The organism is Janthinobacterium sp. AD80 (assembly GCF_002878455.1).
Classification (GTDB): Bacteria; Pseudomonadota; Gammaproteobacteria; order Burkholderiales; family Burkholderiaceae_D; genus Janthinobacterium.
The window spans coordinates 1-15,105 of record NZ_NRDQ01000030.1; the positions used below are offsets into that span (position 1 = coordinate 1).

At 64.4% G+C, this 15,105-nt stretch carries 14 protein-coding genes; 6 read left to right on the forward strand and 8 right to left on the reverse strand.

Annotated features, from left to right (window positions below; translation table 11 throughout):
* Positions 1 to 147 precede the first annotated feature (147 nt).
* Entirely contained in the window at positions 148 to 2,967 is a 2,820-nt protein-coding gene (locus JaAD80_RS07180; protein ID WP_102293549.1) for a pitrilysin family protein, read from the forward strand.
* A 6-nt stretch (positions 2,968 to 2,973) separates the two neighbouring features.
* On the opposite strand, the gene JaAD80_RS07185 is transcribed toward JaAD80_RS07180, so the two are convergent.
* Together JaAD80_RS07185 and JaAD80_RS07190 are read right to left on the reverse strand one after the other, a co-directional pair.
* Positions 2,974 to 3,393 carry a DUF2809 domain-containing protein gene (locus JaAD80_RS07185; RefSeq protein WP_258002849.1) on the reverse strand — a complete coding sequence of 140 codons (420 nt, stop codon included), beginning with the start codon at positions 3,391 to 3,393 and terminating at the stop codon, positions 2,974 to 2,976.
* A gap of 95 nt (positions 3,394 to 3,488) precedes the next feature.
* Positions 3,489 to 4,394 (reverse strand): LysR family transcriptional regulator, encoded by a 906-nt coding sequence (locus JaAD80_RS07190; RefSeq protein ID WP_102293551.1) that lies wholly within the window; start codon positions 4,392 to 4,394, stop codon positions 3,489 to 3,491.
* A gap of 97 nt (positions 4,395 to 4,491) precedes the next feature.
* Here JaAD80_RS07190 and JaAD80_RS07195 point away from each other — a divergent pair, with 97 nt between their 5' ends.
* Positions 4,492 to 5,808: an SGNH/GDSL hydrolase family protein gene (locus JaAD80_RS07195; RefSeq protein WP_102293575.1), complete on the forward strand. Its 1,317-nt coding sequence runs from the start codon at positions 4,492 to 4,494 to the stop codon at positions 5,806 to 5,808.
* Here JaAD80_RS07195 and cysK read toward each other — a convergent pair.
* Both cysK and JaAD80_RS07205 read right to left on the reverse strand, forming a co-directional pair.
* A complete protein-coding gene (gene cysK / locus JaAD80_RS07200) occupies positions 5,769 to 6,701 on the reverse strand; it encodes a cysteine synthase A (RefSeq protein WP_102293552.1) in 933 nt (310 codons plus the stop codon). The genes JaAD80_RS07195 and cysK overlap by 40 nt on opposite strands.
* Positions 6,702 to 6,785: 84 nt before the next feature.
* Complete coding sequence (locus tag JaAD80_RS07205) at positions 6,786 to 7,250, reverse strand: FKBP-type peptidyl-prolyl cis-trans isomerase (protein WP_102293553.1); 465 nt, start codon at positions 7,248 to 7,250, stop codon at positions 6,786 to 6,788.
* Between the two features lie 85 nt (positions 7,251 to 7,335).
* Between JaAD80_RS07205 and thpR the strand changes: the two genes are divergently transcribed.
* The gene (gene thpR / locus JaAD80_RS07210) at positions 7,336 to 7,863 is read left to right on the forward strand and encodes an RNA 2',3'-cyclic phosphodiesterase (RefSeq protein WP_180979332.1); all 528 of its coding nucleotides are present in this window, start codon (positions 7,336 to 7,338) and stop codon (positions 7,861 to 7,863) included.
* Position 7,864: 1 nt separating this feature from the next.
* Here thpR and tcdA read toward each other — a convergent pair whose 3' ends face one another.
* Positions 7,865 to 8,707 carry a tRNA cyclic N6-threonylcarbamoyladenosine(37) synthase TcdA gene (gene tcdA / locus JaAD80_RS07215; protein WP_102293555.1) on the reverse strand — a complete coding sequence of 281 codons (843 nt, stop codon included), beginning with the start codon at positions 8,705 to 8,707 and terminating at the stop codon, positions 7,865 to 7,867.
* Between the two features lie 112 nt (positions 8,708 to 8,819).
* On the opposite strand from tcdA, the gene pdxH reads away from it, so the two are divergent.
* Positions 8,820 to 10,019: a pyridoxamine 5'-phosphate oxidase gene (gene pdxH, locus JaAD80_RS07220; RefSeq protein ID WP_102293556.1), complete on the forward strand. Its 1,200-nt coding sequence runs from the start codon at positions 8,820 to 8,822 to the stop codon at positions 10,017 to 10,019.
* A gap of 123 nt (positions 10,020 to 10,142) precedes the next feature.
* Positions 10,143 to 11,378 carry a cyclopropane-fatty-acyl-phospholipid synthase family protein gene (locus tag JaAD80_RS07225; protein ID WP_102293576.1) on the forward strand — a complete coding sequence of 412 codons (1,236 nt, stop codon included), beginning with the start codon at positions 10,143 to 10,145 and terminating at the stop codon, positions 11,376 to 11,378.
* Between the two features lie 22 nt (positions 11,379 to 11,400).
* Here JaAD80_RS07225 and msrA read toward each other — a convergent pair whose 3' ends face one another.
* On the reverse strand, positions 11,401 to 11,934 hold the full coding sequence (gene msrA, locus JaAD80_RS07230) for a peptide-methionine (S)-S-oxide reductase MsrA (RefSeq protein ID WP_102293557.1): 534 nt from the start codon (positions 11,932 to 11,934) through the stop codon (positions 11,401 to 11,403).
* Positions 11,935 to 12,156: 222 nt separating this feature from the next.
* On the opposite strand from msrA, the gene JaAD80_RS07235 reads away from it, so the two are divergent.
* On the forward strand, positions 12,157 to 12,663 hold the full coding sequence (locus JaAD80_RS07235; RefSeq protein ID WP_102293558.1) for a flavin reductase family protein: 507 nt from the start codon (positions 12,157 to 12,159) through the stop codon (positions 12,661 to 12,663).
* 41 nt (positions 12,664 to 12,704) lie between these two features.
* Here JaAD80_RS07235 and JaAD80_RS07240 read toward each other — a convergent pair whose 3' ends face one another.
* Together JaAD80_RS07240 and JaAD80_RS07245 are read right to left on the reverse strand one after the other, a co-directional pair.
* A complete protein-coding gene (locus JaAD80_RS07240) occupies positions 12,705 to 13,391 on the reverse strand; it encodes an OmpW family protein (protein ID WP_180979333.1) in 687 nt (228 codons plus the stop codon).
* A 109-nt stretch (positions 13,392 to 13,500) separates the two neighbouring features.
* A complete protein-coding gene (locus tag JaAD80_RS07245) occupies positions 13,501 to 14,886 on the reverse strand; it encodes an SGNH/GDSL hydrolase family protein (RefSeq protein WP_102293559.1) in 1,386 nt (461 codons plus the stop codon).
* Positions 14,887 to 15,105: the final 219 nt, after the last annotated feature.

Genomic DNA, 15,105 nt, shown 5'->3' on the forward strand with positions numbered 1-15,105 from the left:
CTGCTGGGCGCGGCTGCCGTGGTCTCGGTCGCCTGCGCCCTGCTGGTGCTGGGCGGCGCGGCCTTGCTGTACAAAAATGCACCATCAGCAACTTCTACGCCAGCCACGCGCCAGCCGTAGCCCCTCTCCCCCACCTTGGAAGCACGCATGAAACCGATCAAACTGCTGGCCATTCCCGCCCTGATGCTGTCGCTGTACGGCGCCCCCATGAGCCTCGTCCACGCCGCCGATGCGGCTGTCACGACGGGCGCCACGGCCGTGCCGAATATCGCCTACGAGAAATACACGCTGCCCAACGGCCTGGACGTGATACTCGTGGAAGACCATAAATTGCCCGTCACGGCCGTCAACATCTGGTACCACGTGGGGCCGGCGAATGAAGCGCCAGGGCTGACGGGCTTTGCGCATCTGTTCGAGCACATGATGTTTGCCGCCACCAAGCACGTACCGCGCGGCATGGCCGACCAGCTGCTCGAAGGCGCGGGGGCCACGGATTCGAACGGCAGCACGGATTTCGACCGTACCAATTATTTCGACACGGTGCCGTCGAACCAGCTGGAACTGGCCCTGTGGGCGCATTCGGACCGCATGGGCTACCTGCTGGACGTGCTCGACCAGACGGCCCTGACGAACCAGCAGGACGTGGTGCGCAACGAGCGCCGCCAGAGCGTGGAAAACGCGCCGTACGGCATCGTGCAGGAAGCCCTGTACCACCAGCTGTTTCCCAAGAACCACCCGTATTACGCCAGCGTCATCGGTTCGCACGCGGATATCCAGAATGCCAAACTGGCCGACATCAAGGATTTCTTCACCAAATACTATGGTCCCAACAATGCCAGCCTGGTGATCGCCGGCGACATCGACAAGGCCAGGACCAAGGAACTGGTCAACAAATATTTCGGCAGTTTCAAGAGCGGCCCGGCCGTGCCGAAACCCGACGTCGTGACGCCGCCCATCACGCAGGAGCGCAGGATCGTGGTGCAGGACAGAGTGGAATTGCCGCGCGTCTACATGGCCTGGCTGACGCCGTCCGCCTACACCAAGGATGACGCGGAACTGTCGATGGCCGCGCAAATCCTGGCCGGCGGCAAGTCCAGCCGCCTGTATAAATCGCTCGTGTACGACAAGCAGATCGCGCAGGACGTGGGCGCCAGCCAGGGCTCCAACGCGCTGACCTCCATCTTCACCATCGACGCCACGGCGCGCCCGGGCCACAAGCCCGAGGAAATCGAGCAAGCCCTGCAGGCCGAGCTGGAACAGCTGCGCGCCAAGGGCCCCACCGAGAAGGAACTGGAACGGGCGCGCAACAGCATCGAGACAAGCATGCTGAGCCAGGTGGAAAAGATGGGCGGCCACGGCGTGGCCAACTTGCTCAACGAATACAACCAGTACGTGGGCGACCCCGGCTACCTGGCCAAGGATATCGAACGCTACCGCCAGGTGACGGTGGCCGGGGTGCAGCGCGCCGTCGATACCTATTTGAAGAACCAGTCGCGCGTGGTCGTGTATGGCGTGCCCGGCACGCCGGACCTGGGCGCGGAAGTGCCAACGCCGGCGCCGGGCAAGGTCAAGCCGGCGCCAGGCACGGCCATCAATGCGGATGAACAATGGCGCTACAAGGTGCCGGCCGCCGGCCCCGCACCGAAGATCGTGCTGCCGCAAGGTAAATCCTTCACCCTGAGCAACGGCTTGACGGTGATCCACCATTACAACCCGGCCGTGCCGCTCGTGTCGAGCCAGCTGGTCATCAAGAGCGGCTCGGGCGCCAATCCGCTGACGCAGCCGGGCTTGTCGAGCTTTACGGCGCAGTTGCTACAGGAAGGCACGGCCACGCGCAGTGCGCCGCAGATCGCCGACGACGTGGCGCAACTGGGCGCTTTCCTCGGCACCGGTTCCGGCACCGATGCCTCGTTTGCCCAGCTGACGTCGCTCAAAGCCACCTTCCCGCAAGCGCTCGATGTGCTGGCCGACGTGGTGCAGCATCCGCAATTCCCGCAAGAGGAAGTGGAACGCCAGCGCGCCAGCCGCATCGGCGAACTGGCGCAGCAGCGTGAAAACGCGGGCGCCGTCGCGGCCAGGGTGGAAGCGGCGGCCCTGTACGGCCCGCAGCACCCGTACGGCTACATCCAGCTGGGCACGGAAGCGGCGCTGAAGGCGGCCAGCCGCGCCGACCTGCAAGGCTACTGGCAGCAGCACTATGTGCCGAACAATGCGGCGCTGATCGTCTCGGGCGATATCGGCGAAACGGAATTGAAGGCGCTGGCCGAAGCCAGGTTCGGCGCCTGGAAGCCGGGCACCATCACGCCGGCCGTGGTGGCGGCGCCACGGACGACGCAGGCAAAATTGATCCTCGTCGACAAGCCGGGCGCGCCGCAATCGGCCGTGCGCCTGTCGACCATCGCCGTGGCCCGCACGACGCCCGACTATGCGCCGCTGCAAGTGATGAACGCGGCGCTGGGCGGCTTGTTTACCAGCCGCCTGAACACGAACCTGCGCGAAGAAAAGGGCTATACCTACGGCGTGCGCTCGCAGTTCCAGTACCGCCGCCATCCGGGACCGTTCTCGATCGCCGCCGGCGTGCGTACCGATGTGACGGGCCCGGCCGTATCGGAAACCTTCAAGGAAATCCGCGCCATGATCGCCAAGCCTTTATCGGCCAAGGAACTGGCGAACGCGCGCAATTCGCAAGTGCTGTCCCTGCCGGGCCAGTTCGAGACGAATGCCAGCATCAGCGCCAGCATGGCCAACACGTATATCTACGACCTGGGCCTGGACTACTACGCCACCTTGCCGCAGCGCTTTGCGGGCGTGACGGACAAGCAGGTGCAGCAGGTGGCAAAAAAATACCTGCAGCCGGAAAAGCTGATCGTCATCGGCGTGGGCGACAAGGCGAAGATCGCCCCGCAACTGTCGAAACTGAAACTGGCACCCGTGGAAGTGCGTGACGCCGAGGGTAACGTGAAGTAATGCGGGTCAGCGGCGCTTGAACAGCGCCGCTGCATCCACCAGCGCCGCGAGCGCCACGCCGGCAGAGTAGGCGATCAAGTCCACCCAGCCGAAGGTGGAGCCGAGCACCAGGTGGCCCAGCGGATGCGCGCGCAGCGCGACGATCCATGGCGCCTGGTACAGCTGGCCAAATTCCACGCCAAAGCAGATCAGCAGCGACCACAGGGCCAGTTGCCAGGTGCGCATGCGCGTGGCGATGGCGCCCAGCCCAAAGACGATCATCATGGCCCACAGGGCGTCGCCCGGATATTTCCCCAGCGCGGCGGGAAGCAATTGGGGATAAGAGCGCGAGGCCAGGCCCAGCGCGATGACAGCCACAGCCGCGCCCACCTGCAGCAGGCGGCGGCGTTCAGGTTTTACCAGGAACATATTTCCATTCAGAGACACGATACGGGCCGACCCATTGCGGCCTGCATTTATTGTATGGCGATATTGTACTGCGCCTGCCGTGCCTGCCTGGCGCATATTTCGTCAAAGCAAGTTCAATCGAACTTCACGTGTTCCGCCAGAAAATCGAGCAAGGCGCGCACGCGCAGCGGCAGATGGCCGCCCTGCCCCACGTACACGGCATGTACTTCCTCGCTGTCGCCCGGATTGCAGTCTTCCAGCACGGCCGATAAGCGGCCTGCCGCGAGATCGGCGCGCACCTGGAAGGCGGCCAGGCGCGCCAGTCCCAGTCCCGCCAGCGCCAACTGGCGCAAGGCTTCGCCGTCGCTGGCCTGCGCATTGCCGGTGACAGGCACGACGATGTCGCTGCCGGCCTGGCGCAATGGCCAGCCCGAGCGGGAGCGCGCGTAATTGGCGTCGAGCAGGTTGTGTGCGGCCAGCTCGGCCGGTAGCTGCGGCGTGCCGCGCCGCGCCAGGTAGGCGGGTGCGCCCACGATCAGCATGCGCGTCTGGCCCAGCTTGCGCGCCATCAGGCTGGAACTGGCCAGCGGGCCGGCCCGCACGGCCACGTCCGTGCGCTGCTCGAGGATATCGACGACGGTATCGGTGAGCACGATATCGAGCGTCACATGCGGATAACGCGCGAGGAACTGGGGCGCCAGCGGCAACAGGAAATGCTGGCCGAACGGCACGTTGGCGTTGATGCGCACGCGGCCCTGCGGCGTATCCTGGACGCCGGCACAGCGCTCGGCCTCGTCCAGCGCCGCCAGCACCTGCACGCCCCGCTCATACAGGCCGCAGCCTTCGGCCGTCAGTTGCAGCTGGCGCGTGGAACGGTTCAGCAGGCGCGCGCCCAGGCGCTGCTCCAGCCGCGACACCAGCTTGCTGACGGCCGACGGCGTCATGCCGCAGGCACGCGCGGCCGCTGAAAAGCCGCCCAGTTCGATGACCCTGACAAATATTTCCAGCTCGCCCGAGCGATTGACGTCCACTCTGCCCATTGTGAATTCAACTCATAAATGTTCTTCTCTACGACAGTCTAGTACATAAATGAGACGGGCGGCATCATGGCGCATCCCCTTGACGGAGCCCGACACCATGACCTTCCTGCATGCCTTCCCCGCCAGCGCCGCGCTGGCCCTTTCCTTGTCCCTGGGCAGCGCCGCCGCCCAGGCGGCCGAACCCGCCAGCCAGCCCCCTGCCGCCTGGCTGGCCAGCTGGACGGCCAGCCCGCAAGCCGTCTGGGCAAGCGATTTCCTGTTTCCCAGCAACGTGCCGGCCGTCGTGCATGACCAGACCATCCGCCAGGTGGCGCGCCTGAGCGTGGGCGGGCGGCGCGTACGCATCGTGCTGTCGAATGCGTATGGCACGCTGCCGCTGCGCATCGGCGCGGCCAGCGTGGCACTGAGCGCGCAGGATTCAACGCTCCAGCCCGGCAGCCTGCGCAGCCTGACGTTTTCTGGCCAGCCATCGGCCACGGTGGCGCCCGGCGCGCCGCTGGTCAGCGATCCCGTCGACCTTGCCGTGCCGGATCTGGCGCGGCTGACGGTGAGCATTTACCTGCCGCAAGCCACGCCGGCATCCACCTTTCACTGGGACGGGCGCGAGACGGCGTGGCTGGCGCCAGGCGAGCGGACGCGCGCCGCGCGCATCGACACGCAACAGGCCGGTGTGCGGACGACGACGGCGCGCCTGTTGCTGAGCGCGATACAAGTGGAGGCGACAGAGGGGACGCAGGCGGTGGCCATCCTTGGCGATTCCATCACCGATGGCGCCAGCGCCAGCCTGGGACGCGACACGCGCTGGCCCGACGTGCTGGCCGAACGCCTGGCGCCGCACGGCGTGGCCGTCATCAACGCAGGCATTTCCGGTGCGCGCCTGTTGTCTGACGGCATGGGCGAGAAGGCCCTGGCGCGCTTCGGGCGCGACGTGCTGGAGCAGCCGGGCGTGCGCACGGCGATTGTACTGATCGGCATCAATGACATCAGCTGGCCCGGCACGGCGTTCGCGCGGCAGGAAAAGCGGCCCACGCTGGCGGCGTTGAAGAGTGGCTACGGCCAGCTGATCGCGCAGGCACGCAGCCGCGGCGTCCGCGTGATCGGCGCCACCCTGACGCCATTCGCCGGCGCACTGCCGGGCACGCCGCTGGACGACTATTACCAAGAGGAAAAAGACGCATTGCGCCAGCGGCTCAATGCGTGGATACGCGACAGCGGCAGTTTTGACGCGGTGCTCGATTTTGACGCCTGGGCGCGCGATCCGGCCCATCCGCTGCGCCTGCTGCCCGCCTACGATTCGGGCGACCACCTGCACCCGGGCGACGCGGGCAACCGCGCGCTGGCCGAGGCGGTCGACCTGACGCTACTGTTTGGCAATCAATCGCCCAGGCCCGCGTACAAGGCCGTGCTCAAGTAGCGTTCGCCGAACGACGGGATGATGGTGACGATGTTCTTGCCCGCGTTTTCCGGGCGGCGCGCCACTTGCAGCGCGGCCCACAGGGCGGCGCCCGACGAAATGCCGACCAACAAGCCTTCATCGCTGGCGGCCAGGCGCGCCGTGGCGAACGCGTCGTCATTCTTGACGCAAATGATTTCATCGTAGATGGCCGTGTTCAGGATCTGCGGCACGAAACCGGCGCCGATGCCCTGGATCGGGTGCGGCCCCTTCGTGCCCTTCGACAGCATCGGCGACGCTTCCGGCTCCACGGCGATCACTTGCAGGCCGGGCTTGCGTTCCTTCAGCACTTCGCCGATGCCGGTGATCGTGCCGCCCGTGCCCACGCCGGCGATGACGATGTCGACCTGCCCATCCGTATCGCGCCAGATTTCCTCGGCCGTCGTGGCGCGGTGGATGGCGGGATTGGCGGGATTGTTGAATTGCTGCAGCATCAGGTAGCGCGGATCGGCCGCCACCATTTCCTCGGCCTTGCGGATGGCGCCCAGCATGCCTTCGCTGCCCGGCGTGAGCACCAGTTCGGCGCCGTAGGCGCGCAGCAGGATGCGCCGTTCGCGGCTCATGGTGTCGGGCATGACCAGGGTACAGCGGTAGCCGCGCGCGGCGCAGACCATGGCCAGGGCGATGCCCGTGTTGCCGCTGGTGGGTTCGACGATGACGGTATCGGCATGGATCTTGCCGGCGCTTTCGGCGGCGACGATCATGGCCAGGCCGATGCGGTCCTTGACGCTGTGCGCGGGATTGTAGAATTCGAGCTTGGCCAGGATGGTGGCAGTGCAGCCGGCGGCGATGCGGTTGATGCGCACCAGGGGAGTGTTGCCGATCAGTTCAGTGACGTCGTTGGCGATGTTCATGGAAGGAATCTCCGCTATTTCAAGAAACCCCAGTCTACCGCGTTTTACCAGCGGCGCGCAGCGGCGCCGCTGGTGGAAAAGCAATTACTTCACGTCCAGCAGTTCCACGTCGAAGATCAGTGCCGAGTTCGGTGGAATGTCGCCATTGCCGGCGCCACGCGGACCGTAGGCCAGTTCGCCAGGAATGATCAGGGTGCGCTTGCCGCCCACTTTCATGCCGGCCACGCCCTGGTCCCAGCCCTTGATGACCATGCCCTTGCCCAGCTGGAAGTCGAAGGGGCCACGGCCCACGGAGCTGTCGAACTGCTTGCCGCGCGAATTCTTCGCCAGCGGACGGTACAGCCAGCCCGTGTAGTGCACGACCACGGTATTGCCGGCATTCGCTTCCTTGCCCGTGCCGACCTTGTTGTCGATGATGATCAGCTTGTCGGCGACAGGGCCTGGGCTCATCGATACGGCGGATGCGGGAACAGGGGCTGGCGCCTGTGCCTGCGCCAGCGACGCGGCGACGGAGCAGATCAGGGCAAACAAAACGGAGCTACGCGTCATGATGTATTCTTTCAGTGAGTTTCGGTAAGATCCCTGCGCGCAAACATGGCAGGGAACGCCAATGATAGCAAACCGCCGCAACGATATGAAAAACTTGTCGCCCGACTCACACTTTCCCCGTCTGTTTTACGCCCTGTGGCCCGATGCCGCCACGCGCGCGGCGCTGGCCGCCTGGCAAGCCGGCCTGGGCGGCAACCCCACGCGGCCGGACAAGCTGCACCTGACCCTGGCCTTCCTGGGCCAGCGCCCGCCCGCCGAGCTGCCTGCCCTGCTGGGCATCCTGGAAGACTTGCCGGCGCGCGCCATGCCGCTGGCATTCGACCACGTCGGCCATTTCCCCAGGCTGGCCCTGGCCTGGGCCGGCCTGGCACGGCCCTCGCCCGCCCTGCTGGACTTGCGCGGCGCCTGCATGCGGGCGCTGGCGGAGCAAGGCCTGGCACCCCGTTTCGAGCACGACCGCTTTACGCCGCACGTGACCCTGGCGCGCCAGGCGCCGCCACCGCCGCCGGAACGCCCGCCTCCGGTGCAGTGGCAAGCGCGCGAACTGGTGCTGGTGGAATCGTTGAAAAGCAGCGGCGACTACCGCGTCGTGGCGCGCCGCGATTTGCGTTGACTTATGCCGCTGCCGGCAAGGCAAGCGCCTTGTCCTGGCGCAAGGTCTTCAGCGCATGCGCGGCCGCCACCATGCCAAAGCTGGCCGTGACCACCACGCTGGAACCGAAGCCGGCGCAGTTCAGGCCCGTCACGCCGGCGGCCGTGCCGTCGATGGCGCACGCTTCCGCGCTCTCGGGCGTGATCAAAGGCTCCATGGAAAACACGGCGTCGACATTGAATTTGTTTTTCACGCCGCGGGGGAAACCATATTCGGTACGCAACAGTTTGCGTACCCGCTTGAGCAGCGGTTCCTGTTCCGTTTTCGACAGGTCGCGCACGGCGATCAGGGTCGGGTCCGTCTGGCCGCCCGCGCTGCCGATGGTCAGCATGGGAATGTTGCGAGCGCGGCAATACGCGATCACGGCCGCCTTGGCCTTGGCATTGTCGATGGCGTCGATCAGGTAATCGAAATCGCGCCCGCCCAGCAATTGCTCGAGGTTGTCGGGGGCGATGAAATCCTCGATCTGCGTGACCTGGCAAAACGGATTGATCAGTTCGATGCGCTCGGCCAGTGCCGTGATCTTGGCCTTGCCGATGGTGTCGCTCATGGCCTGGATCTGGCGATTGATGTTCGATTCGGCAACATTATCCAGGTCGATCAGGGTCAGGCGGCCGACGGCGCTGCGCGCCAGCGCTTCGACGATCCAGGAGCCGACGCCGCCCACGCCGATCACGCACACGTGGGCGGCGCGGAAACGTTCCAGTGCGGGGGCGCCATACAGGCGGGCAATGCCGCCGAAACGGCGCTCAAAATCGATCTCGGTCAAGTCCGTGGAAATTAGTTCATGGGTGGAGGTATGCATGCCGCCATTTTAACGGACACTGCGCTGACGGATATTCTAAAATAGCTGAATAGACACAGCGACAACCCACCCTGTCGCCGCGCCCCAACACCGCCCACCATGAGAACACGCCATGACTACCCCCCTGTTCGACCCTGTTCCCGGCTTTGACCAGCCCATCGCCGTACTCAAGCATTGCCACGACAAGATCCGCAAGCAATTGACGACCTTGCAAAACCTGCTGGGCCACCTGGCACAGCACGGCAACACGGCGGATGCCCGGCAGGCGGCCAAGGCGGTGTTGCAATATTTTAATAAGGCCGCGCACCTGCACCATGACGACGAAGAGCAGGACCTGATGCCCATGCTGCAGGCGACGGCCACGGGCGACGATGCCACGCTGCTGGCAACCCTGGTGCCGGAAATCCTTGCCGACCACCAGCGCATGGACCAGGCCTGGCTGACCCTGCGCCCGGAACTCGACGCCATCGCGGCCGGCGCGGGTACGCAGCTGTCCGCCGAAGGCGTGGCCGCGTATGTGGCCGCCTACCAGGCGCACATGGCCAAGGAAGAGGGCCAGCTGGCGCCGATGGCCAAGCGATTGTTCAGCCCGCAGCAGATGGAGCAGCTGGGCACGGCCATGCAGCGCCGCCGCGGCATCGCCCCCGAGGCCGCGGAAACGCCGAACCCGGCCGCCGTGCTGGCGGCCATGCGCATCGATTACGTGCAGTCCAGCCTGAATGAGACGGATGTGCTGGCCGATCCTGTCGCGCAGTTCCAGAAATGGTTCGGCGAGGCCGTGAAGGCCCAGGTGATCGAACCGAACGCCATGGACTTGTCCACCGTCACGCCTGGCGGCAAGCCCAGTTCGCGCATCGTGCTGATCAAGCAGTTCGACGAGCGGGGGTTTACCTGGTACACGAATTACAATAGCGACAAGGGCCGCCAGCTGGAACAGAATCCCCATGCGGCGCTGCTGTTTTTCTGGCGCGAGCTGGAGCGGCAGGTACGCATCGAAGGCACGGTGGTGAAAACCACGGCCGCCGAGAGCGACGAGTATTTCAATGTGCGCCCCGTGCAAAGCCGGTTGTCAGCGATTGCCTCGCAACAAAGTGCGCCCATCGCCGACCGCGCCGCTCTGGAAAGCAATTACGCGGCCGTGGCTGCCGCCATCGGCGATGCCCCGCCGCCGCGTCCGGAACACTGGGGCGGGTACCGCTTGCAGCCGGAGCGCATCGAATTCTGGCAGGGCCGCCGCTCGCGTTTCCACGACCGCATCGTCTACACGCGCGGGGCGGACGGGCAATGGAGCATGCAGCGCCTGCAGCCTTGAAGCGCGTGGCCAAGGCGGCGCAAAGCAAGCCCGGCAATATAGGTGTAGGCTATGAGGTGTAGTGCTTAGATCATTGTTTCTCAATTTGCTGCCGCGCCAGCGGCCGCTTCATTGGAGGCCATTTTGTTTGTACAAAACCAACTCAAGTCCTGGATCGCCGGTATCCGCAGCAAGACCGCCTTGCCGCTGCGCATAGAATTGTGGAATGGCCAGCACGTCGACCTGTCGAGTGAAGCGCCCAGAGTCACCATCCGCCTGCCCACCGCCGCCTCGGCCCGCTATCTGCTGAACCCTTCGCTGGCCAATCTCGGTTCGGCCTACGTGGAAGGCAATATCGAGGTCAAGGGCACGGCCATGGACATGATTGCCATCTGTAACGCCCTGGCGCGCAACACCCTCAAGCCGGAAGGCAAGCTGGCCCGCATCGTGCGCAGCTTTACGCACGACAAGAGCAAGGATGCCGAAGCCATCCGTTATCACTACGACGTGTCGAACGCGTTCTACCAGCAGTTCCTCGACCCCGCCCTCGTGTATTCCTGCGCCTACTTTGAAAACGGCGATGAAACCCTGGCACAGGCGCAGGTCAAGAAGATCGACCATATCCTGACAAAAATCCAGCTGCAGCCGGGCCAGACCCTGCTCGACATCGGCTGCGGCTGGGGCGCGCTGGTGATGCGCGCGGCGCAGCACTACGGCGCCCGCTGCGTGGGCGTGACCCTGTCGGAAAACCAGTATGCGCTGGCGCGCGAGCGCGTGGCGGCCGCCGGCCTCGAGCACCTGATCGAGATCCGCCTGCAGGACTACCGCGACGTCACGGGCCAGTTCGACCGCATTACCAGCGTGGGCATGTTCGAACACGTGGGCCTGAAACATTTGCCCGAGTATTTCAGCATCATCAACAAGCTGCTGGCGCCGGACGGCATGGCGATGAACCACGGCATTACCTCGACCGACCCGGACAACGGCGAAACGCCGTATGGCGGCGGCGAATTCATCGAAAAATACGTGTTTCCGCATGGCGAACTGGCGCACATCGGCAATGTGCTGAAAACCATGCAGCAAGGGGGGCTGGAAGTGCTGGACGTGGAAAACCTGCGCCGCCACTATGCGCGCACCTGCGCCCTGTGGACGGAAAATTTTGAAGCCCATGCCGAGCAGATCCGGCCGCTGGCGGGCGAGCGGCGCTTCCGCATCTGGCACGTCTACCTGGCCGGCTGCGCTTATGCCTTCGAACAGGATTTGATCAGCCTGTACCAGATCGTCTGCGTGAAGGCGGGACGGCGCTCGTCCACCCTGCCCTGGTCGCGCAACTACATGTATGAGAAAAGCGCGATGCCGGCACCCGTGTTGACGGCCTGAGCGCCAGCAGGCGAGCGCTGCTTCACTTCACGCGGTGCGCATACATGACGCGCAGTTTCTCCACCTTGGGCGCGACGACACAGGCGCAATAGCCCTTCAGCGGATGCTGCGCCACGTACTGCTGGTGGTAGGCCTCGGCCTGGTAATACGGCTGGGCCGGCGCCAGTTGCGTGACGATGGGCGCATCCCACACGCTGGCCATTGCGGCGATGACCTTGCGCGCGACTTTCTCCTGTTCAGGCGACTGGTAGTAGATGACGGAACGGTATTGCGTGCCCACATCATTGCCCTGGCGATTCAGGGTGGTGGGATCGTGGATCGTAAAAAATATCTCGAGTATGTCGTGGTAGCTGATCACGGCCGGGTCGAATTCCAGCCACACCACTTCCGCGTGGCCCGTCTGGCCCGTACAGATCTGCTCATACGTGGGATGCGGCACGCTGCCGCCCGTATAGCCGGACGCCACCCGCGTGATGCCGCGCACCTCGAGGTATACGGCTTCCAGGCACCAGAAACAGCCGCCTCCCAGCACCGCGATTTCCGTCTGTCCATTCATGATGCTCTCCTGCAAAAATATACGCGCCGGCCAGCGCCGCCTGCCCCGGCTGTCTGCTTGAGCAGGACATACTTGCCTCTTCCACCACTGTAACGCAAAGCGGCGGGGCCTGCAGTGCCGCTTGCCACGGCGCGTGGTGTACCGCACATAGCGCAGGACGGGCCACAATTGCGCTGGCCTGGCCGATTTTTGGCATAATGGCAGCAAATAGACAGGTCACCCATGAACACACGCTCTCCCCGCGCGCCCGCGCAAGAATTCGATACGGCACATTTCCGCCAGGCATTGTCGCAGTTTGCCACCGGCGTGACGGTGATCACCACGCGCCTGGCCGACGGCAGTTTCCGCGGCCTCACGGCCAGTTCCTTCAATTCCGTCTCGCTGTCGCCGCCGCTGGTGCTGTGGAGCCTGGGCTCGGTCGCCAACAGCATGCCCATCTTCAGCGGCAACTCCCATTACGTCATCAATGTGCTGGGCGCAGAGCAGGCGGAACTGGCTACGCGCTTTTCACGCCGCACGCCGAATCCCTTCGATGACGTCGAATATGAACTGTCGCGCACGGGCCAGCCCATCCTGAAAGGCGCATCGGCCTGGTTCGAGTGCCACAACCGCAGCCGCTACCCGGAAGGCGACCACGTCATTTTCGTGGGCGAGGTGGAGCAATGCGCGTTCGCCTCGCAGCCGCCGCTGATCTTCCACAACGGCAAGTTCAATACGCCTGCCGCCTGAGCAAGCCCAAAAAAAAATCCGCCGAGGCGGATTTTTTTGCATTACAGCTTGAAGTTGTAGCCGATGCTGACACTCACTGCCAGCGGGTCCAGGGTGATGCTCTGTGTCTGGCCGGTGGAGAATGTCGCCTTGGTTTTCAGGAACGTCTTGACCACGGCCACGTCGGCAAACCAGCGCTCGTTGATGGCCAGCGTACTGCCGACCACCAGGCTGCCTGCCAGCTTGTTCTTCATGCTGTAGGTGACCGGCTTGCCACCCGGATCCAGCAACGCCGTCAGCTGCCCCGAACCTCTTTCCTTCTGGAAATAAGCATACGTCAGGCCCGCACCTACGTAAGGACGGATCATCGCATTGGGCTGGAAGAAACGGTACTGAATAAAGGCCGTCGGCGGCAAGGCTTCCGCCGTCCCCAGCTTGCCCGTACCCTTGATGGCGCCATCGCCCACCAGCTCATGCTTGTACGGCACGCCCAGAATCATTTCCGCCGAAACATTATCGGTGAGCATGTAGGCAAACGTCAGGATGGGCTTGGTATCCGACTTGACGTCGGCTTTGGTGCCCGGCAACGCTGGTGCCGACACATCGCCACTATCCACGTGCGGCGTGATCTTGTTCACGCCGGCCTTGACCATCCAGGTACCCGCGCTTTGCGCCGAGGCGCCCGTCGCCACGGCCATCGCGGCAGCCGCAGCCAGCACGCGCACGGCGGTATTCAAACGATTCTTCATCTTGTCTCCTGATTCATTGTGTGCGGAGTGTTCCGCTATCGAGTCTTGCCGAGTCTTGCCGCTATCGGCACCGGCCACGCCTCCGGGGCGCCGCCGGTGCTGCCGTCGTTTACAGCCAGCCGCGCACAACCATTTCCTTGGCCACATAACGGGCCAGCAGCAGGTTGTTGAACGGCGTCGGATGCACATCGTCGGCATAGGCGTAGTGGCTGACATCGCCCGTTTTCAGGTTCGAGCCGTTGCACACCAGCGAGCTGCCCAGGATGTTTTTCGCCGGCGTCAGGTCGCACGCCGTCTCGCTGACATTGGTCAGGCCATATGGACCGGGATTGACGCCCTGGTCATGGCTGACGGCAAACACGTCGACCAGCAAGACCTTCGCGTTGCCGTTCAAGCCGGAGCTCAGCTCACTGTTGAAGGCACTGACCATGGCGTTGATGAGGGCCTTGGTATTGGCATCCTTGCTCAGGCCCGATGGCGTACCGGCCACGTCCGGCAGGTTGTTGACCACCACATAGTTGGCGCCCTTGGCAATGATCTGGTCCTTGACCAGCGCCACCAGTTCGATGCCGGCCTGTTTCATGGAAGCAATCAGCACAGGTCCTTGCGCCACGGCATAGTCGGCACCGGCCTTGGCACCGGCGGCGTTACCCGTGACGGTCGCATCGGCCTGCGCCTTGGCGGCCAGAGCAGGGGCCAGGGTTGGCGCATTCGTGTTACCGGCGAGAACAGCCGCTTGCACGCCAGCACCGACGATCGTCGTCGACGTGGCGCCAGGCGCGGCGCTGGCCGCTTTGATGGCGGCGCCGATCGACGCTGCTGCCGTGGCCGGATTGGTGGCGCCAGCGGCCAGGGCCATGGTCAGGTTGGTGGCGAAGGCCAGCGCGCCCGCATCGGCGCCGGCCTTCGTGCCGGCCGCCGTCGCGCCAGCTTGCAGGGCGCCCAGCTGGAACAGCACGTCATTGCCGCCGGCCATCACGAAGACGGCTTCCGTACCGCTGAACTTGCCACCGGAGACGGCCAGGTGATTGGCGATCTGCGTGACCACGGGCACGGTCAGTGCGCCCAGCGCGCTGCCCGTCAATTTGTTGTTCGGACCGACCGGATTGGTCACGCGCGAGCCGCCCATGGCATAGCCGAAGCAGCCGGCATGCTTGACGCGCGCAACGGCCAGGCCTTGTGCGGCGTTGCCTTCCAGGCCCGTTTCAGCGGCGCATGGAACTGGCAGGCTGAACTGGGCGGCCAGGTGCTCGGTCCAGTTCTTGCCGGTCAGTTCAGGATTGATGGCGGTGTTGTTGCCATTGATGGTGAATTTGCCGCCGCCTTTCGCCAGCACGGTGCCGACGGCGTACGAACCCACGTCGGACAGGCTGTCGCCGAACGACACCTGCGCCGAGTATTTGGTTTTCAGCGTTTGATCACCGCCGCTGGCGCCGCCGCAACCTGCCAGGACAGCCGCCGCCAACACGGCCAGCGCGAATTTTGTTTGATGCATTTTGTCTCCTCGGGTCTTTTTCTGGTTTCTAAACGAACGGGCGTGCTATTCGCTACCCAACTAATATGCCATCGTTCATGGGGCTTGTATATAAATTATGTTTGAAAAATCAGCCAATTTACAACAACGCCGGCACCCGGCCGCAGTGGAACGGATGCATCGATTATGGGGGAGGAAAGATGTTTCGTGGCAAGCATCTCTATTGCGCCGCATCAAGAA

Excerpts from the sequence above, each read along its gene's own strand:
- JaAD80_RS07180 (WP_102293549.1), top strand. The coding sequence starts at position 148 with ATGAAACCGATCAAACTGCTGGCCATTCCCGCCCTGATGCTGTCGCTG.
- JaAD80_RS07190 (WP_102293551.1), bottom strand. The coding sequence starts at position 4,394 with ATGGGCAGAGTGGACGTCAATCGCTCGGGCGAGCTGGAAATATTTGTC.
- JaAD80_RS07195 (WP_102293575.1), top strand. The coding sequence starts at position 4,492 with ATGACCTTCCTGCATGCCTTCCCCGCCAGCGCCGCGCTGGCCCTTTCC.
- cysK (WP_102293552.1), bottom strand. The coding sequence starts at position 6,701 with ATGAACATCGCCAACGACGTCACTGAACTGATCGGCAACACTCCCCTG.
- JaAD80_RS07205 (WP_102293553.1), bottom strand. The coding sequence starts at position 7,250 with ATGACGCGTAGCTCCGTTTTGTTTGCCCTGATCTGCTCCGTCGCCGCG.
- thpR (WP_180979332.1), top strand. The coding sequence starts at position 7,336 with ATGAAAAACTTGTCGCCCGACTCACACTTTCCCCGTCTGTTTTACGCC.
- tcdA (WP_102293555.1), bottom strand. The coding sequence starts at position 8,707 with ATGCATACCTCCACCCATGAACTAATTTCCACGGACTTGACCGAGATC.
- pdxH (WP_102293556.1), top strand. The coding sequence starts at position 8,820 with ATGACTACCCCCCTGTTCGACCCTGTTCCCGGCTTTGACCAGCCCATC.
- msrA (WP_102293557.1), bottom strand. The coding sequence starts at position 11,934 with ATGAATGGACAGACGGAAATCGCGGTGCTGGGAGGCGGCTGTTTCTGG.
- JaAD80_RS07235 (WP_102293558.1), top strand. The coding sequence starts at position 12,157 with ATGAACACACGCTCTCCCCGCGCGCCCGCGCAAGAATTCGATACGGCA.
- JaAD80_RS07240 (WP_180979333.1), bottom strand. The coding sequence starts at position 13,391 with ATGAAGAATCGTTTGAATACCGCCGTGCGCGTGCTGGCTGCGGCTGCC.
- JaAD80_RS07245 (WP_102293559.1), bottom strand. The coding sequence starts at position 14,886 with ATGCATCAAACAAAATTCGCGCTGGCCGTGTTGGCGGCGGCTGTCCTG.